The following is a 19,339-nucleotide window of genomic DNA, read 5'->3' as shown; positions in this document are numbered from 1 at the left end:
AAAAATCTATCTTATACCAAAAAAATTGAAGATTCCTCATAAAATGTGATAGAATAGTAACAAAAGACCCAAAGGAGCAAATATGGATAATAAACAATTAATCGCTAGCGAATTGGCCAAAGTTATTGACGGCTTGGACCAAACAGCTATCTCTAACCTACTAGAACAGCCGAAAAGTTCCGATCTTGGAGACATTGCCTTCCCAGCTTTCTCACTTGCTAAAGTAGAACGCAAGGCTCCTCAAGCTATCGCTGCGGATATCGCTGAAAAGATTGACACAAGTCATTTTGAAAAAGTTGTCGCAACTGGACCTTATGTCAACTTCTTCCTCAACAAAGCTAAAATCTCTGATCAAGTCATCAAAGAAGTCATCAAAGAAGGCGCTGACTATGGTCAACAGAACGAAGGTAATGGCGGAAATATCACAATTGACCTTTCCAGTCCGAACATTGCAAAACCTTTCTCTGTCGGTCACTTGCGTTCGACTGTTATCGGGGATGCTCTTTCTAATATCTTCCGCAAGATGGGCTACAATACCATCAAGATCAATCACTTAGGTGACTGGGGCAAGCAATTCGGTCTCCTCATGGTTGCTTACAAGAAATGGGGCAACAAGGAAGCTGTTGAAGCCAACCCAATCGATGAACTCTTGCAACTTTACGTCCGCATCAATGCTGAAATCGAAAACGATCCAGCCTTGGACGACGAAGGCCGCCTCTGGTTCAAGAAACTGGAAGATGGCGATCCAGAAGCAACAGAACTCTGGCAATGGTTCCGTGACGAAAGTCTTGTTGAATTTAACCGCATCTATGAATTGCTCAGCGTTGAGTTCGATAGCTTAAACGGAGAAGCCTTCTACAATGACAAGATGGACGAGGCCGTGAAAATTCTGGAAGACAAAGGTCTCCTGAAAGAATCAAAAGGCGCTAGCATTGTGGACTTGGACGATGTCAACCTCCCACCAGCTATGATTAAAAAATCAGACGGTGCTACGCTTTACATCACCCGTGACATTGCCACTGCTATGTACCGTGCGCGCACTTACAACTTCGTCAAGAATGTTTATGTCGTTGGTCAAGAACAATCAAACCACTTCCGTCAGCTCAAAGCTGTCCTTAAGAAGATGGGATTTGACTGGAGTGATGACATGATCCACGTGGACTTTGGTCTGGTTACGAAGAATCGCCAAAAACTTTCAACACGTAAAGGAAACATCATCCTTCTGGAACCAACTCTGCAAGAAGCAATCAGCCGTGCAAAAGCTCAAATTGAAGAGAAAAATCCAAATCTGGAAAACAAAGAAGCTGTTGCCCATGCAGTTGGTGTCGGTGCCGTTAAATTCTACGACCTTAAGACTGACCGCCGCAATGGTTATGACTTTGATTTGGAAGCGATGGTTTCCTTTGAAGGTGAAACTGGGCCTTATGTGCAATATGCCTACGCGCGTATCCAGTCTATCCTGCGCAAAGCAGACTTCAAGCCAAGTCTTGATGCTAACTACAACCTCAACGATGCTGAAAGCTGGGAAATTATCAAACTGCTCCAAGACTTCGCTCGCGTAGTCAAACGTGCAGCTGATAACTTTGAGCCATCTTTGATTGCCAAATACGCGATCAGCCTAGCTCAAGCCTTTAATAAATACTATGCTCACACTCGCATCTTGGACGAAACGCCTGAACGCGACAGCCGTCTAGCTCTTAGCTACACCACTGCTGTTGTACTGAAGGAAGCTCTCCGCATGCTTGGTGTAGAAGCTCCAGAAAAAATGTAACCTTACACAAACCTTCCAGTTTTGGGAGGTTTTCTTAGGAAGAGATATTTTATGAATGAAACTGCTTATATTTTAGTTGTCCTTAGCTTGGTCATTCTCTTTTTGTACAACAAAAGAGAAAAGGTAAAGTTGCAGATTTTGCTGCAGCAGGAACTCCTAAAAAGTGATCATTTTCGACAAGAACTCCAAGAAAAAATGGCCACTAGTGAAAACCAAAATGACCTTATAGCTTACGTTAACAAAAACTACCGTTTAGGAATTTTATATTCAAAAGAGCTGGTCGAAACTATCACCGGCGAGCAAGCAAACCAATAATACAAACAAAAGCCGCTCGGTCAACAACTGTTGACTGAACGGCTTTTTTCTTATGCTTTTATTCCGTACAATTCCTCGATAATGCCAGCTACTTTTTTAATATCGCCTAACATACCACGCATTTCAAAATCAGCTAAAACCGGGAAGCCAAAACGTTGGCTGTATTGCTTAGCAGTCAGGCAGTACTGGTTATTAAAGTTACGGTTGCCACTTCCGATAACTCCCAAACACTTGCTAGCATTTTGCCCATAGGCAATAAAATCGGCTACATCTGTCGTAAGAATCTCGACATCGCCATTATCCAGACCATTGCCACCTTCCAGATAGGTCGGTAGAAAAGTGATGAAGGGATTGGCCATTTCAAAGAACGGATGTCCCTCTTTCACTAAGTCTTTGATATGGATTTTCTCAATCTCTAGACTCGGATGCTGCTCTAATAAATAGTCGCTCAAACGACGGACAAAACTCTCTGTATTGCCACTCAAGCTGATATAAACTAAGGAAACTTTCATGTTTATTTGCTCCATTCCAAAAAATAACATTTATCCGCTCATCTAGCTTATCAGCAGTAAATGTTATTTGCCAAATCTTATTCTTATTCTTCTTCAGCTACTTCTACAGTTTCAGCTTCCTTTTGCTGCTTGATCAGCTTAAAGACAACAATAGACAGGAAGATAAGACTAAGAACGACAGAGAAGCCGACACTCATATTCAACCCCAGTATCTGAGTTGAAAGTAAAGTTGGATCCGAGAAGGAAGAAGCTGCAATCCCTTTAGCTGCCACATAACTATACGCTGTCCCAATCAGTCCAATGAGAATGCCAGCAATGTAAATAAGATTTGCTTTAAAGATGTCTTTCTTAAAGACGAAGAACCATGCTGCTATCAAAAGGAGCAGGCTAGCATAAAAGAAGACATTACTTAGTAGCGAACCTGACAGTTCAGCGCTCTTGCTAAAATAAGTTGCAAACTGAGATTTTACTGGCTCTTCCATCCCCTTAAGCAAGGATTCCACTGCATCATTAGAAGAGGAGAACTTCGAAATAAGCTCCCACAAAGTGCCTACTGTTTCTAATCCCAGTAAGACATAGAGATAAATTGGTTTCTTTTTCATAACAACCTCCTGTAAAGAAATACTTTTTCTTATTATACACCCAAAAGAAAAGACTGACAAGAGACAAGGTCTGCTACGATTTTAAAAGCTCTATCTACTAGAAAAGCTTATCCTCCAAGGCTACTTACTCTAGTCTTCTAACAAGAGAAAAGCCAAGACAGGACTGTCTAGGCTTTTTCACTTATTTAAAATAATTAGTTCTCCAAATGCCATACTTCATCATTGTATTGTTGGATCGTACGGTCTGCTGAGAAGAAGCCAGCTTTTGCAATGTTAACGATCACTTTATCCAACCATGCATCGCGGTCTTCGTAGTCAGCAAGCATTTGCTCTTTAACTTTGATGTAGTCTTCCAAGTCAAGAAGCGTCATGAACCAGTCTTTGTTGATCAATTCATTGTAAAGACGTTCCAAGCGTTCTTTCTTACCTACTGCAAGAACAGCATCACTGATGATAAAGTCAACCAACGGTTTGATAGCTGGACGAGCATAAAATTCGCTTGATTTGTAAGCTGCTTTTGCGTAAAGGTCGATAACTGTTTCTGAATCTTCACCAAAGATGTAGATGTTGTCTTTGCCAACCAACTCAGCGATTTCCACGTTAGCACCGTCCATAGTACCAAGTGTCAAAGCACCGTTGAGCATGAATTTCATGTTACCAGTACCTGAAGCTTCTTTAGAAGCAAGTGAAATTTGCTCAGAAATATCACCAGCTGCAATCAAGAAGCTTGATGCTGTAACATTGTAGTTTTCAACCATAACCACTTGCAAGTGTGGTGCTACTGCTGGGTCATTTGCGATGACTTCTGACAAGCAAAGGATCAAGTGAATGATGTCTTGAGCAATTGTGTAAGCAGGAGCTGCTTTACCACCAAAGAAGACAGTGATCGGACGAGCAGGAATGTTACCAGCCTTGATGTCCAAGTACTTGTGGATGACATACAAAGCGTTCATTTGTTGACGTTTGTACTCGTGCAGACGTTTGATTTGGATATCAAAGATAGAATCTGGATTGATTTCCACACCTTGGGCTTCCTTCAAGTGACGAGCTAATTTACGCTTGTTGTGAGACTTAATACCTTCCAACTTTTCTTTCACTTCTTGCTTACCAGCAAAGTCAAGTAGGCCTTCCAACTTAGCAGCATCATGATGCCAGTCGCGACCAAGAAGTTCATCTAAGTAGCTGGACAAACGTGGGTTTGCGTGCATGAGCCAACGACGGAATGTGATACCGTTTGTCTTGTTGTTGAATTTCTCTGGATAAATATCGTAGAAAGCTTTCAACTCAGAGTTCTTCAAGATTTCAGTGTGGAGTGCTGCAACCCCGTTGACGCTGTATCCATAGTGGATATCCATGTGTGCCATGTGAACACGGCCACTCTCGTCAATGATTTGAACAGCTGGATCTTTGTATTCTGCTTTGACACGACGATCCAATTCTTCGATGATTGGTACCAAGTGAGGAACCACTTCTTGCAAGAATTCAAGAGGCCATTTTTCAAGGGCTTCAGCAAGGATGGTGTGGTTTGTGTAGGCAGTCATGCTACGAACGATTGAGATCGCTTCATCAAGCTCGATACCACGCGCAGTCAAGAGACGGATCAACTCAGGAATAACCAGTGATGGGTGAGTATCGTTGATTTGTACAACGGCGTAGTCTGCAAGGTCATGCAAGTTGCTTCCTTTTTCGATCGCTTCGTCGATGATCAATTGTGCACCGTTTGAAACCATGAAGTATTGTTGGAAGATACGGAGCAATTCACCTTGCTTGTCGCTATCATCTGGATAAAGGAAAAGAGTCAAGTTGTGGGCGATATCTGTCTTGTCAAATTCGATTCCCTCTTTGATGATGGAAGAATCAACTGAATCCAAGTCAAACAAGCGCAAACGGTTTTTAGTAGCTGTCTTGTAACCAGGAACATCAATATCGTAAAGAGTTGATGTCAAGGTAAAGTGTGCAAATGGTACTTGGTAGCTACGACTTGAGCGAACCAACCAGTTTTGCTCAGTCAACCAGAAATTTGGAATAGTTGTTTGTTCATTGTTTTTAAGGACTTGTTGGAAAAGACCGAAGTGGTAGTTAAGACCCACACCGTCACCGTTCAATCCAAGTGTTGCGATAGAGTCCAAGAAGCAGGCTGCCAAACGGCCCAAACCACCGTTACCAAGAGATGGTTCCAATTCCACTTCTTCTACTTCGATCAAGTCTTTACCGGCAGCGGCAAGTTCTTTTTTCACATCGTCGTAAAGACCAAGGTTAATCAAGTTGTTTGACAAGAGTTTTCCGATAAGAAACTCAGCTGAGATGTAGTAGAGCTTCTTTTTACCAGTATTGACTGGTTTTTGAGCACTAGCCAATTTTGTGTAGTTCAAGAGAGCCAAGTAAAGCTCTTCATTGCTACAATCAGCAATTTGCTTTTGATAAGTATTTTGGATATATGTTTGTAAGTTTGACATGATTTCTCCTAGTATTAGAAAGTATTTCTTTTATTTTCTTATGGAAGTAAGTCAGTATTCAGACGACGATAGATTTTCGTCAGGTAATAAAGCTGCTCTTCCACAGCAGGATTTAGCTCTTCAGCTGTCATCCGCCATGCCCAGTTGCCGCCAATCGTAGATGGCAGGTTCATACGGGCAGAGCCATCCAACTCCAGCAAGTCCTGCATCGTTGCGATAGCCATGTAGCTAACAGAAGCAAAGGCTGTACGAAGCATTGCGTGTGGCACTGTTTCGTATTCTTTGCGGTTGGTGTATTGAGCCATGTATTCACGAGTTGGATCATCGATCTCATCCTTGTACCAGCCCAGTACGGTGTTATTGTCGTGAGTACCAGTGTACATCACAGAATTATGTGGCGCCAAGTGTGGGCTATCAATGCTTTCATCATCTGGGTTGAAAGCGAATTGAAGAATCTTCATACCTGGGAAACCGGTCCGCTCACGCAATTCAATTACTTCATCTGTCATGAAGCCAAGATCTTCTGCAATGATGTTCAAATCACCCAAAGCTTCTTTGACTGCAGCGAAAAGTTTATAATCTGGACCTTTGACCCAGTGACCAGTAGCCGCTGTTTCAGACTCCGCTGGCACTTCCCAATAAGACTCAAAGCCACGGAAGTGGTCAATCCGAACGATGTCGTAAATCTTGAAGCTTTCGCGCAGGCGCTCAATCCACCAAGCATAGCCATCTTGATCCATAGCTTCCCAATTATAAATTGGGTTACCCCACAACTGACCAGTTTCTGAGAATTCATCTGGTGGGCAGCCAGCAACCTTGACTGGACGGCCTTGCTCGTCTGTCTTGAAGAAACGAGGTTGAGCCCAGACATCTGCACTGTCAGCAGCCACATAGATTGGCATATCACCAACGATTTCGATATGATGATCGTTGGCATATTTCTTAAGTTGCAACCATTGTTTAAAGAAGAAATATTGCGTTACACGGTGGTATTCCAATTTGTCCGCCAATTGCTCACGGTAGCTAGCCAAGCTTTCTGGTTGGCGACGACGAATCGCTTCATCTGGCCATTCTGTCCAAGCTTTCAAGTCAAAATGCTCTTTAACAGCCATGTATTCCGCAAAGAGTTCCAACCAAGCTGCATTTTCTGCAACAAAATGACGGAAATTGTCAAGATCTCCTACTTCAAGGAAACGAGCAACAGCTTTTTCCAAAAGAGGACGACGTGCTTCAAATACTTTTGCATAATCCACAGCTTTTGGATCATCACCAAAATCAACATCTTTTAGATCTTCTTCTGCCAGCAGGCCTTCCTTGATCAAGAAATCCAAATCAATAAAGTGAGTATTTCCTGCAAAGGCTGAGAAAGATTGGTAAGGAGAATCACCATAACTGGTAGTTCCCAACGGCAAAATTTGCCAATAACGTTGCTTCGTTCTAACTAAGAAATCCACAAAATCATAGGCAGACTGACCAAAAGAACCAATCCCGTACTTGCCTGGCAAAGAGGAAATGTGCATCAATACACCACTTTGTCTCGCTTTCATATGTAACACCTCAAAAATTTTTTCATGCTTGTTTCCTACTTTATTTAGAGAAAACGTTTGCGTCGCTTGAATTATAACCTATTTTTTTTTCAAGTGCAAGCTTTTTAAAAAACTTTTTTATTTATTATACCATAGTTTTTTGATTTCTTTCCTTTATTATATTCAAATCTAACAATCTTTCCTTAAAATTTTTTTAAAATTTTTCTAAAAAGACTTGCAAGCGTTTACTTTTTGTGTTAAAATTATTTTTAGTTCAAGAAAACGTTTGCGCTATGCAAGCGTGTTCTTAGATAGCATTATTTTTTATTCTTTAGGAGGAATAATCATGAAAAACAAAATGTTGAAGAGCGTTGCTGTTCTCGGTACTGTTGCATTGGCAGGCTTCATCTTGACAGCTTGTGGAAGCAAATCTTCTAATAAAGATGCTGCTGCAAGCAACGAATTGACTGCCTATGTAGACGAAGGCTACAAGAGCTACATGGAAGAAGTTGCCAAAGCTTACGAAAAAGAAACTGGCACTAAAGTTACTATCAAAACTGGTGATGCTCTTACAGGTCTTGATAACCTTTCACTTGACAACCAATCTGGTAAATCTCCAGATGTTATGATGGCACCATACGACCGCGTAGGAAGCCTAGGTGCTGACGGACAGCTTTCAGAAGTTGAGTTGGGCAAAGATGCAAAAGCTGATGACACTACTAAATCTCTTGTAACAATCGATGGAACTACTTACGGTGCTCCTGCTGTTATCGAGACTTTGGTAATGTACTACAACAAAGACTTGATCCAAAAAGCTCCTACAACATTTGCTGAACTTGAAGAGTTGGCTAAAGATAGCAAGTACGCTTTCGAAGGAGAAGATGGCAAAACATCTGCATTCCTCGCTGACTGGACAAACTTCTACTACGCTTACGGTCTTCTTGCTGGCAACGGTGCTTATGTCTTCGGTAAAGACGGTACAGATCCTAAAGATATCGGTTTGGCTAACGAAGGTTCTATCAAAGGAATTGAATACGCTAAAACTTGGTATGAAAAATGGCCTAAAGGTATGCAAGATACAGAAGGCGCTTCTAACTTGATCCAAACTCAATTCCAAGGTGGAAAAACTGCTGCAATCATCGACGGACCTTGGAAAGCTGCATCTCTTAAAGAAGCTAAAGTGAACTACGGCGTAGCAACTATCCCTACCCTTCCAAACGGCAAAGAATACAAAGCCTTTGGTGGTGGTAAAGCTTGGGTTATCCCTGCTGGTTCTAAGAACGTTGAAGGCGCACAAAAATTCGTTAACTTCCTTGCATCAACTGCACAACAAAAAGCTCTTTACGATGCAACAAACGAAGTTCCTGCTAACACAGAAGCACGTGAATACGCTGTAAGCAAGAAAGATGAATTGACAGATGCGGTTGTTAAACAGTTCAAATCTGCAGAACCAATGCCAAACATCTCTGAAATGAGTACTGTTTGGGATCCAGCTAAGAACATGCTCTTCGATGCTGTAAGCGGCAAGAAAGATGCTAAAACTGCAGCTGAAGATGCTGTTAAATTGATCAAAGAAACTATCGATCAAAAATTCGGCAACAAATAAGCAAGTTTAAATAAAGGGGTGGGAATTTTCCCTACCCCTTGTTTGATAGAATGAGGATTTATTCTATCTTCTAATTAAGAAAAAGCTCGGATTAGGACTTGTACTTACTGCAATTCCTCAATCTTTCTCGTATCTAAGGAGACTACAATGACAAAAAAAGATCCCAAACAAGCCATGTTGCGCTCCCTCATTCCAGGGTTGGGGCAAATCTATAATGATCAAAAGGCCAAAGGATACATCTTTCTTGGGGTTACAGTTGCATTTTTAGCTTATTTCGTAGCTATTGCCCTACCAGAAATTGAAAATCTCATCACTCTTGGTGAAGTCCGTGGGGACAACTCACTCTTCATGCTGATCCGCGGCGCCTTCCACCTCATCCTTGTGGCATTTTTCCTAATTTTCTATGGATTTAACTTGAAGGATGCCCGTACGGTTGCCAAGCAGTGGAACAATGATTATCCTGTTCACACTACCTTGAAGGAAATGACAAACGGAATCTATGAAAATGGCTTCCCTTACTTGCTGATTATTCCTTCTTATCTAGCGATGACCTTTGCCATCATTTTCCCTGTATTGGTAACACTCTTGATTGCCTTTACCAACTATGATTTCAAACACTTGCCACCAAATAAACTCTTGGATTGGGTTGGCTTTACTAACTTTGCTAACATTTGGCAATTGAGCACCTTCCGTGCGGCCTTTGGTTCTGTCTTGACTTGGACTATCATCTGGGCACTGGCAGCCTCTACTTTACAAATCGTAATCGGTATTTTCACTGCTATTATTGCCAACCAACCATTCATCAAAGGAAAACGCATCTTCGGTGTTATCTTCTTGCTTCCTTGGGCAGTCCCAGCCTTTATCACTATCCTGACTTTCTCAAATATGTTCAACGATAGTATCGGGGCTATCAATACTCAGGTTATCCCACTTCTCGGTAAGGTTCTTCCGTTCCTAGATGGACATCTGATTCCGTGGAAGACTGATCCGACTTGGACTAAGATTGCCCTTATCATGATGCAAGGTTGGCTTGGATTCCCTTATATCTACGTCCTGACCTTGGGTATTTTGCAGTCTATTCCAAATGACCTTTACGAAGCAGCCTACATCGACGGAGCCAATGCTTGGCAGAAATTCCGCAACATCACTTTCCCAATGATCTTGGCAGTTGCGGCACCAACTTTGATCAGTCAATACACCTTTAACTTTAATAACTTCTCAATCATCTACCTCTTCAATGCAGGTGGTCCTGGTAGTGTCGGTGGAGGAGCCGGTTCAACTGATATCCTTATCTCTTGGATTTATCGTTTGACCACAGGTACAGCACCGCAATATTCAATGGCGGCGGCCGTTACCCTCATCATCTCCATCATCGTCATCTCTATCTCTATGATTGCCTTCAAGAAACTACACGCATTTGATATGGAGGATGTATAAGATGAATAGTTCTGTTAAATTTAAACGTTTTATCAACCATAGTTTGACCTATCTCTACCTTGTAGTGCTTTCCATTATCATTCTCTACCCGCTCTTGATCACGATCATGTCTGCTTTCAAGACGGGGAATGTCGTGGCCTTCAAGCTAGACACAGACATCAACTTCAGTCTGGAAAACTTCTCTCGTCTCTTCTCAGAGACTCTATATGGTACTTGGTACTTTAACACCATTATCATTGCCGTCTTGACAATGATTGTCCAAACCAGTATAGTGGTACTTGCAGGCTATGCTTATAGCCGTTACAATTTCATCGCAAGAAAGCAAAGTTTGGTCTTCTTCTTGATTATTCAAATGGTACCAACCATTGCCGCTCTGACCGCCTTCTTCGTTATGGCGCTGATGCTCAATGCCCTCAACCAAAGCTGGTTCCTTATCTTCCTTTATGTAGGTGGTGGTATCCCAATGAATGCTTGGTTGATGAAAGGATACTTCGATACCGTTCCTATGTCTCTAGACGAGTCAGCTAAATTAGATGGCGCTGGTCATTTCAGACGTTTCTGGCAGATTGTCCTGCCCCTCGTTCGTCCAATGATTGCCGTGCAAGCTCTCTGGGCCTTCATGGGACCTTTCGGAGACTACATCCTCTCCAGCTTCCTTCTTCGTGAAAAAGAATTTTATACGGTTGCAGTTGGTCTTCGTACCTTCGTCAGCGATGTCAAGAATCAAAAAATTGCCTTCTTTGCTGCCGGTGCGATTCTCACTGCCCTTCCAATCTGTATTCTCTTCTTCTTCCTGCAAAAGAATTTTGTATCTGGTTTAACAAGTGGTGGAGACAAGGGATAATCTTGTCCCACCCTGTTTTTGATTAAAACGCGATTATAGTTATATGGCAGCCAATAAGTTCTTTATTGGCCACCACCTGATTATAATTTTAGAAAGAGGCAGCTATGTTACCTTATCCTTTTAATTATTTTTCGAGCTTGATTGGTTTTAGAAAAACCTTCGCCAATCGTCGCATGCTCAGCTGGTTCCAGCTCATCTTTACCAGTGTCTTTTTGATTTCTCTGTCTTTGATTCCTGTGGCCATTCAGACAGCGTCTTTGACGAGCTATGCTCTGGATACCTTTGTTGATAAGGCTTTTGACACTCTGGATGAAGACGTGATGATTGACTTTGACCATCATGCCCAGATGAAAGACCATGTGCTGATCACTGAAAATCCTGAAGGAATTCATCGCAATGCCGCTGGGACTGTCATTATCGGCCATCACGAGGAGCTTAAATTAGGCAAGGAGCTGACCCTTTACTTCGACAAAGAAAATCTCAAAATCACTAAAGAAGGAAAAGAACTGGCCAATATCCGCTACCAAGCCATAGACCAGAAGGCTCTAAAAAGTAAAGAAGCCCTGACCAAAGCCATTTCTAAAGACTGGTTCCAGCAAAACCGCTTGGTGATCAGCCTCTTCCTAGTCCTCTCCGCAGGCTTCCTCTTTAGCATCAACTTTGCCTTTCTAGCACTCGGTGCTTCCTTCTTGCTCTACCTGACCAAGAAATCACGGCTATTTTCTTTTAAAACCTTTAAAGAATGCTATCACTTTATCCTCAACTGCCTAGGATTACCAACGATTATCGGTCTTATCTGCGGCTTATTTGGGCAAAGTCTGCCTACGATTATCACCGTCCAAAATATCTTGTTTGTTCTTTATTTGGTGATTATTTTCTACAAAACACATTTTCGTGATGAGGATTTTAGAAATTAGGAGGTTATTATGCGCGTTACGATTAAAGAAGTAGCGAAATTAGCGGGTGTGTCTCCCTCAACGGTGACACGCGTCGTACAAAACAAGTCAACCATCAGTGATGAAACAAAAAAACGGGTCCGTGCTGCCATGAAGGAGCTGGACTATCATCCAAATCTCAATGCTAGAAGTCTGGTCAGTCAGTCTACCCAAGTCATCGGTCTGGTGCTGCCCGATGATTCAGATGTTTTTTACCAAAACCCATTCTTTCCAACTGTCTTGCGGGGGATTTCGCGCATCGCGTCTGAACATGACTATGCCATTCAGATTAGCACCGGACAGGACGAAGAGCACCGCTTAGAAAATATCAAACAAATGATTTTCGGAAAACGCGTCGATGGTTTGATTTTTCTCTATTCTAAGCCAAACGATCCGCTGGTTGACTTTGCGATTAAAAACCAATTTCCTTTCTTGATTTTAGGGAAAGCAGTGTCACCATTTGTTTCTTTGGTCGATAATGATAATATCAAGGCTGGCTACGATGCAACCAAATATTTCCTAGATCAAGGTTATAAAAAAATTGCCTTTCTGGCTGGGAATAAAGAGCTTGTCGTATCCCAAGACCGCTTTGCCGGCTACAAACAAGCCTTGGAAGAAGCAGGCATCCCTCTTGATGAAAATATCGTCAAGTTTTCTTTCGGTTTCCTCTTGGAAGATAGCAGCTATAAGATTATGGAAAAGATGCCTATTCAGGAAATTGAAGCCTTTGTGACATCAGATAGTATGGTTGCCGAAGGGGCTCTCCACTATCTCAAAGACATTGACTACCGTTTCCCTATTATCACTTTTGACTCTATCAAGCCACGCATCGACGTGGATGCCTACATTAATATCAACACCCTCGAGTTGGGGAGGGAATCTTTCCGTACCTTGCTCCAAATCATTAAAGATAATAAGGATGACAAACATACTTGCTATCGCCAAGTTATCCCCCACAGCATTCTTACTCGTTAGTTAAGGAGAAATTTCATGGTTTATCGTATTTTCCAAGCCTACTTAGATGATGAAAATAGCATCACTATCGAATTGGAAAAGTCCTTTGACGCTTATTCTATCCACTTCACTCTAGAGGACAAGCATAGCTCCAGTCCTTTGACCATCAAAAAAATTGAGAATCAAGAACATCAGATTATCTACACTCTTTCAGCCAATGATCCGATTGATTTGACTGAATCCTACACAGTCTATGATCAGGATCGCAATCACACCATTCTCCAATATCGCCACATTGTCCAGAAGCCAATTTTTGATGAATTATTTAGCTACCAGGAAAGAGATTTGGGAGCTAGCTATAGCCCTCAGGCAACAGATTTCAAACTTTGGGCTCCTATTTCAGAAAAAGTCTTGCTGCATCTGGAAGAGCAGATTATTCCTCTCCAAAGGCAAGATAGAGGCGTCTGGCATACGCAGATCCTTGGGGACTTAGAAGGCAAGGCCTACTACTATATCCACAAGGTGAACGGAAAATGGGTAGAGGTACATGACCCCTATGCCCTCTCTTCAGATGCCAACTCTGGTCATAGTTATGTCATTGACCGCAAAAAGATTAGCAGACCTATTCATCGGGCTGCCAGCCAAGTAAAACCAACAGAAGCCGTTATCTATGAAATGAGCGTGCGAGATTTCTCTATGCAAAAGGAAGCTGGTTTTTCACAGCCTGGTAAATTTGCTTCTCTGTCCGAATCTCCAAGCGTACACGGCCAGACCTTTGGTCTCAAATACTTGCAGGATTTGGGCATTACACACGTTCAGCTTATGCCTGTCTATGACTTTGGTAGCGTTGACGAAAAACATCCTGAACTCGTTTATAATTGGGGCTATGATCCCGTCCAGTATAATGTTCCTGAAGGCAGCTTGTCAAGCGACCCACACAACTCTTATAGCCGTATCTTTGAACTGCAAGACGCGATTGCGGCTTATCACAAGGCCGATATGAGCGTCATCATGGATGTTGTCTATAATCACGTCTATGAAGCAGATAACTATGCTTTTGAAAAGATTGTGCCGGGCTACTTCTATCGTCTAGACGAGCGAGGCATACGGACAAACGGTACCTTCTGCGGAAATGACGTGGCCAGTGAAAAAGCTATGGTACGGCATTATATCCAACAATCCGTCCAGCAATGGGTTAGCCTCTACGGATTTGATGGCTTCCGCTTTGACTTGATGGGCATCCTCGACATAGCCACCATGAAGCAAATCGCTCAGGAACTAAAAACTATCTATCCAAACATCTATCTTTACGGTGAGGGCTGGCAAATGCCGACTGGACTTGATAGCGACCTTCTGGCTCACCAATTCAACGCTGAGCAACTAGCTGAATATGGCTTCTTCAGCGATCATTTCCGTGATACCATCAAGCAAACCATCGCCCAAGGCAGCCGACTGAACAAAGAGCATGCGACTAGCTGGCTAGAAAATGTTCTAACAGCCAATGTCGGCCTGACAGGAGAGCCACATTTCCTAGCGCCTCATCAGGCGATCAATTATGTAGAATGCCATGACAACGCAACGGTGTTTGATTATTTTGATATTCAAAATCCAAATATCAGCCTCCGTCAGCGCTTAGCAAACTCTCGTCTAGCAATGCATATCGTTCTATTAGCGCAAGGAGTGCCTTTCCTCCACAGTGGGCAGGAATTTTATCGGACCAAGAATCTGATTGACAACACCTACAACCTACCTGATGATATCAACAAGCTAGACTGGCTGCGCTCACTTCACTACACTGAAGACATTGAATTTTTGAAGCAACTCATTGCCTTTAGAAAGGCTCATCCGCTTCTGACTCTGGCAACTAGCTCTGCTATTCAAAAAGCTTGTCAGGTCAAATGGCTCAGCCCTAGCCTCGTTGAATATAAGATTCAAAAAGATAAGCAAGCGCTGACCATCTTGATTAACTTTGGTACTGAAGCAGCGACTTATGAAAATAAAACCAAGCAAGGCATCCATCTTCAGTATCCGCACATTAACGCTAAAAAACCAATCGCCCCGCTAGCAGACTCTTATACAGTTCCTGCCAAGCAAGTCTTGGTTCTGAAATAAAGTAAAAATATAAAAAGGAACAGGTTCATTTTGGATGGAAAGACATCCAGCTGAACTTGTTCCTTTTTTATGTATAAATGTATGCACTGAGTTTGAGTAAGATTCACTAGCAATGTCGATAATCGAGACTACTCTTCTACAAATCTTCCTAAAATATGTACGTTGTCAGATACGGAGACAAAGGCGGTAGGATCCGTCTGCTTCATGATGTACTTAAATTCGCTAAATTCAGCACGCGTAATGACTGTAATCAGCACCGCCTTTTGCTCGTGATTGTAAGTTCCCTCCGCTCCATTGATAATGGTTGCACCACGGTGGAGCTTGTGGTGAATTTTGTTAATTACTTCGTCAGGATGACTGGTGATAATCATGGCCTGCATCCGCTTTTGCTTAGTAAAGACGGCATCCGTCACACGGCTGGATACAAAGATGGTAATCATCGAGTAAAGAGCGTATTCCCAACCGAAAGTCAGACCAGCAATCAGCATAATAATCCCATTGACAATCAGGGAGATACTGCCTACATTGCGGCCTGTTTTCTTGCGAATGGTCAAGCTAACAATATCTGTCCCTCCACTTGAAATGCTTGACTTGAGGGCAAAGCCGATCCCTGTCCCCATGACAACTCCCCCGAACAAAGCATTGATAATGGGATTGGTCGTCAATGTCACTTCTGGCACAAAATGGATAAAAAGCGAGCTCATCGAAACAGTGATAAAAGTAAAAACAGTAAACTTATGCCCGATTTGGTACCAAGCCAAAATCATCAGTGGAATATTGATGGCATAAAAAGTGATGGAAACTGGAATGGTAAAGCCGATAAAGCGACCACTCAAAGCCGAGACAATCTGCGCCAAGCCTGTTGCCCCGCTTGAGTAAACATGCCCTGGCTGAAAGAAGAAATTGACCGCTACTGCTGAGAGAAAGCCATATACCAGAGAGGCTGAAAATTTCTCATCATATTTTTCACGCGAAATACTTTTCAGGACTTCTAGCAACTTGACATGGTAGGCAAAGCGATGAAGATAATAGCGAAAGAGTTTCCGCAAACTAGTCTTTTTCATGTGATTCTACTTGTAAACTTAATTCCTCTAATTGTGCTGGAGCAACCAAGCTTGGTGCTTGCGTCATTGGGTCAGAAGCCTTGTTATTCTTAGGGAAAGCAATGACTTCACGAATATTTTCTTCCCCAGCCAAAAGCATGACGAAGCGATCGAGACCCAAAGCCAGACCTCCATGTGGTGGGAAACCATAGTCCATGGCTTCTAGAAGGAAGCCGAACTGGTCTTGCGCTTCTTGAGCTGAGAAGCCTAAAGCCTTAAACATCCGTTCTTGCAAATCTTTTTGGTTGATCCGTAGGCTACCACCACCTAGTTCATAGCCATTGAGTACGATATCATAGGCAATCGCACGAACCTTGCTCAGGTCTCCTTCTAGCTCCTGCTCAGAATCCTTTTGAGGCAGAGTGAATGGATGGTGGGCACTCATATAGCGTCCTTCTTCTTCAGACCACTCAAACATTGGCCAATCTACTACCCACAAGTAGTTAAACTTAGCAGGGTCAATCAAACCTAATTCCTTGCCTAGGCGTACACGAAGAGCTCCTAGAGCTGCGTTGGCAACATCCAAAGTATCTGCCACAAAGAGAACCAAGTCGTTTTCTTCAAGCTGTAAAGCAGCTGTCAACTCACTTGACAAGTCTGTCAAGAACTTAGCAACAGGTCCAGCCAGTTCTCCACTAGTGAATTTCACCCAAGCAAGTCCCTTGGCTCCATGCTGCTTGGCTTGCTCTGTCAGCTTATCAATGTCTTTACGCGAGTATTTGTCAGCAGCATTTTTCACTACAATCGCCTTGACAGCCGGTGCCTCAGAAAAGACCTTGAAGTCAACACCCTTGACAAGCTCTGTCAAGTCCTGCAATAACATGTCAAAGCGAGTATCTGGCTTGTCGCTACCATAAAGAGCCAGGGCATCGTCATATTTCATGCGTGGGAAAGGCAAGGTCACTTCAATATCCTTAGTTTCCTTCATGACACGGGCAATCAAACCTTCTGTAATGTCTTGGATTTCTTGCTCAGATAGGAAAGAAGTTTCCAAGTCCACCTGTGTAAACTCTGGTTGACGGTCTCCACGTAAGTCCTCGTCTCGGAAACACTTGACAATCTGGTAATAACGGTCAAAGCCAGCATTCATCAACAGTTGCTTAGTGATCTGTGGACTTTGAGGCAGGGCGTAGAAATGACCTTGGTTAACCCGGCTCGGCACCAAATAATCACGCGCCCCTTCAGGCGTTGACTTGGTCAAAAACGGTGTCTCCACATCGATAAACTCCAGCTCATCCAAATAATTGCGAATGGAATGGGTCACTTTGGCACGCAACTTGAGATTTTCCAGCATTTCTGGACGACGCAGATCCAGATAACGGTAACGCAAGCGCGTATCATCATTGGCTTCAATCCCGTCCTTAATCTCAAAAGGAGTTGTTTTAGCAGTATTCAGTACCGTCAGACTGTCCACGTGAAGCTCTACACTTCCTGTAGCCAGCTTGTCGTTGGCCTGCTCACGTGCGGCTACCTTACCTGTCACCTCAATGACAAACTCGCTGCGCAGGCTCTCAGCTGTCTTCATGACCTCATCTGAAACACTCTCAGGGTTAATAACTAGCTGCATAATGCCTTCACGGTCACGCAAATCAATAAAAATCAAGCCTCCCAAATCGCGACGGCGGGCAACCCAACCTTTCAAAGTAATTTCCTGACCGACATGCTCACTACGAACACGTCCCGCATACATTGAACGTTTCATCTTTACTCTCCAAAATTTTAATTCTGTTACTATTTTACCACAAAGAGCCTAGGAAAGCCCCCCTACCTGTCCTTTTTCTGAAAAAAATTAAAAGTCTTTATTTAAAGTACCCACTTTTATAAAAAGGTCTGGAATCAATATTCCCAGACCTGCTAACGCTATATAGATTATTCCTTTTTCTTCCCATTCTCATAAAGACTAGGAGCCAACGTTTTTGTCACCATGGCCGTCAAGAAGCGAAAGGCTCCAGCTGCCAGACCAAAAATCGGCGCCAAAGCACGGAAGAAAAAATCCCCTCGCATAAAATAACAGAGCAGACCCGTTATCACAAACAAGGCCACTCCCTGCACCAGCGCTACAAACCATACTTTTTTCATCATTTCCTCAACTTTCCATAGACTATTATAGCATAAGCAGGGAAGGTTAGGGCAAAAACTATAACCCTTTGGAGAATAACAGGGCAGAATTGCTGATGAAAACTAGAGAAGTATCACTCGCTCTAAAAGAAATAACCACATTGTTATATCATCACATTAAATATAAAATCGGAAAAAGTATAGAGATTATCTACTTTTTTTCAATTCATTATAATAATCATTCGAGCGAATTTTTTCCTTTTCTGCAGCTTTTTTATTTTCCATTGGGATAGATTCCAAGCCATTATTTGCAGATATTAATTTTGCCATTTTTGAATCAGCTTATCTTTATATGTGGTAACCATTAGATACCTCCTCTGATAATTTCTTTAACATAAAAAATCTTTTGATTGGTCTAACCTTAAATGTTGAAAAATAAGAAACTGGGAAAAAAAGGCTAAACAGGATATAGTTATACAAGTTCGCTTCTTGAAGATAGGTCAATAAAAATTGAAATGTCATTACGGAGAAAACAATACCTGTCAATAAGAGGAACAACAAATTATGTTTGCACTTCTTAATAAAGTCAGACCAGCCAAAATAGTTCCTAGGATTAAAACTCATCAATTCTTGATCATGTTTGAGTCTCAAAGCCCATTCTGCTAAAACAACAATGGCGAATATCATACTTATAAGTAAACCGTATTTTACAAAAAAATTTGTAAAAGTAAGAAAACCGATTGAAGAGAGTAGGTTGGTAAGAACCAGTCCAGAAGCTAAAACGGCCCATTTAATGTCCCATACCTTATCTGGTTTATAAGAGTAAGAATAGAGTTTCCCTGATTCAAAATGATAGAAAATATCTTGTTCTTGAAAATTTCCAAGAAACAATAATTTTTTTAATGTAGGCATTTTATTCTCCTTAATCATTGAATATTTTAATATTGTTAGAATTGTATTCTTTCTTGAAATAAAACTAATGTAATAATCATACTGCTTTATATCTAGGATTTCGTTGTATTAATTAGACTATAATCTTCCTGTTTGATACATTTAAAATCATAGTCCTATCTGAAATTATTATTCAGAAGACCAATTTTGATTGCGT

The 19,339-nt window shown here is 42.1% G+C and carries 17 protein-coding genes; 8 read left to right on the top strand and 9 right to left on the bottom strand.

What is annotated here, in order from left to right; all coding sequences use genetic code 11:
• The first annotated feature begins 82 nt into the window (after nt 1–82).
• Together argS and FXF62_RS03535 are read left to right on the top strand one after the other, a co-directional pair.
• A complete protein-coding gene (gene argS / locus FXF62_RS03540) occupies nt 83–1,771 on the top strand; it encodes an arginine--tRNA ligase (RefSeq protein WP_149517661.1) in 1,689 nt (562 codons plus the stop codon).
• Nucleotides 1,772–1,822: 51 nt separating this feature from the next.
• A complete protein-coding gene (locus FXF62_RS03535) occupies nt 1,823–2,086 on the top strand; it encodes a MarR family transcriptional regulator (protein ID WP_149517660.1) in 264 nt (87 codons plus the stop codon).
• A gap of 50 nt (nt 2,087–2,136) precedes the next feature.
• Here the strand turns inward: FXF62_RS03535 and nrdI are convergent, their stop codons facing one another.
• The 4 genes from nrdI to malQ all read right to left on the bottom strand — a co-directional run bounded on the left by nrdI (nt 2,137) and on the right by malQ (nt 7,212).
• A complete protein-coding gene (gene nrdI / locus FXF62_RS03530; RefSeq protein ID WP_394366088.1) occupies nt 2,137–2,613 on the bottom strand; it encodes a class Ib ribonucleoside-diphosphate reductase assembly flavoprotein NrdI in 477 nt (158 codons plus the stop codon).
• A 68-nt stretch (nt 2,614–2,681) separates the two neighbouring features.
• Nucleotides 2,682–3,200: an ABC transporter permease gene (locus tag FXF62_RS03525; RefSeq protein WP_149517658.1), complete on the bottom strand. Its 519-nt coding sequence runs from the start codon at nt 3,198–3,200 to the stop codon at nt 2,682–2,684.
• 194 nt (nt 3,201–3,394) lie between these two features.
• Complete coding sequence (gene glgP / locus FXF62_RS03520; RefSeq protein WP_149517657.1) at nt 3,395–5,656, bottom strand: glycogen/starch/alpha-glucan family phosphorylase; 2,262 nt, start codon at nt 5,654–5,656, stop codon at nt 3,395–3,397.
• A gap of 38 nt (nt 5,657–5,694) precedes the next feature.
• Complete coding sequence (gene malQ, locus FXF62_RS03515) at nt 5,695–7,212, bottom strand: 4-alpha-glucanotransferase (RefSeq protein WP_262881579.1); 1,518 nt, start codon at nt 7,210–7,212, stop codon at nt 5,695–5,697.
• A gap of 316 nt (nt 7,213–7,528) precedes the next feature.
• Here malQ and FXF62_RS03510 point away from each other — a divergent pair, with 316 nt between their 5' ends.
• From FXF62_RS03510 to pulA, 6 genes are all read left to right on the top strand, one after another.
• Nucleotides 7,529–8,788 carry an extracellular solute-binding protein gene (locus tag FXF62_RS03510; RefSeq protein WP_149517655.1) on the top strand — a complete coding sequence of 420 codons (1,260 nt, stop codon included), beginning with the start codon at nt 7,529–7,531 and terminating at the stop codon, nt 8,786–8,788.
• A 147-nt stretch (nt 8,789–8,935) separates the two neighbouring features.
• On the top strand, nt 8,936–10,225 hold the full coding sequence (locus FXF62_RS03505; RefSeq protein ID WP_149517654.1) for a carbohydrate ABC transporter permease: 1,290 nt from the start codon (nt 8,936–8,938) through the stop codon (nt 10,223–10,225).
• 1 nt (nt 10,226) lies between these two features.
• A complete protein-coding gene (locus FXF62_RS03500; protein WP_005592080.1) occupies nt 10,227–11,069 on the top strand; it encodes a sugar ABC transporter permease in 843 nt (280 codons plus the stop codon).
• 104 nt (nt 11,070–11,173) lie between these two features.
• Nucleotides 11,174–11,986, top strand: coding sequence for a DUF1189 family protein (locus FXF62_RS03495; RefSeq protein ID WP_149517653.1), 813 nt, complete (start codon nt 11,174–11,176; stop codon nt 11,984–11,986).
• Nucleotides 11,987–11,995: 9 nt separating this feature from the next.
• Nucleotides 11,996–12,979: a LacI family DNA-binding transcriptional regulator gene (locus FXF62_RS03490; protein WP_149517652.1), complete on the top strand. Its 984-nt coding sequence runs from the start codon at nt 11,996–11,998 to the stop codon at nt 12,977–12,979.
• A gap of 15 nt (nt 12,980–12,994) precedes the next feature.
• Nucleotides 12,995–15,070 (top strand): type I pullulanase, encoded by a 2,076-nt coding sequence (pulA, locus tag FXF62_RS03485; protein WP_149517651.1) that lies wholly within the window; start codon nt 12,995–12,997, stop codon nt 15,068–15,070.
• 128 nt (nt 15,071–15,198) lie between these two features.
• Here pulA and FXF62_RS03480 read toward each other — a convergent pair whose 3' ends face one another.
• From FXF62_RS03480 to FXF62_RS03465, 5 genes are all read right to left on the bottom strand, one after another.
• Nucleotides 15,199–16,134: a YitT family protein gene (locus FXF62_RS03480; RefSeq protein ID WP_149517650.1), complete on the bottom strand. Its 936-nt coding sequence runs from the start codon at nt 16,132–16,134 to the stop codon at nt 15,199–15,201.
• Nucleotides 16,121–17,875, bottom strand: a complete 1,755-nt coding sequence (aspS, locus tag FXF62_RS03475; RefSeq protein WP_149517649.1) for an aspartate--tRNA ligase — start codon at nt 17,873–17,875, stop codon at nt 16,121–16,123. The genes FXF62_RS03480 and aspS overlap by 14 nt, the downstream gene beginning before the upstream one ends.
• A 167-nt stretch (nt 17,876–18,042) precedes the next feature.
• Nucleotides 18,043–18,255 (bottom strand): hypothetical protein, encoded by a 213-nt coding sequence (locus FXF62_RS03470; protein WP_149517648.1) that lies wholly within the window; start codon nt 18,253–18,255, stop codon nt 18,043–18,045.
• 183 nt (nt 18,256–18,438) lie between these two features.
• Nucleotides 18,439–18,561: a hypothetical protein gene (locus tag FXF62_RS10840; protein ID WP_262881578.1), complete on the bottom strand. Its 123-nt coding sequence runs from the start codon at nt 18,559–18,561 to the stop codon at nt 18,439–18,441.
• Between the two features lie 18 nt (nt 18,562–18,579).
• Nucleotides 18,580–19,143, bottom strand: a complete 564-nt coding sequence (locus FXF62_RS03465; protein ID WP_149517647.1) for a DUF368 domain-containing protein — start codon at nt 19,141–19,143, stop codon at nt 18,580–18,582.
• Between the last annotated feature and the right edge of the window lie 196 nt (nt 19,144–19,339).

Origin of the sequence: Streptococcus cristatus, assembly GCF_008369405.1 — a bacterium.
Classification (GTDB): Bacteria; Bacillota; Bacilli; order Lactobacillales; family Streptococcaceae; genus Streptococcus; species Streptococcus cristatus_G.
This window is presented reverse-complemented; position numbering and strand designations above follow the sequence as displayed.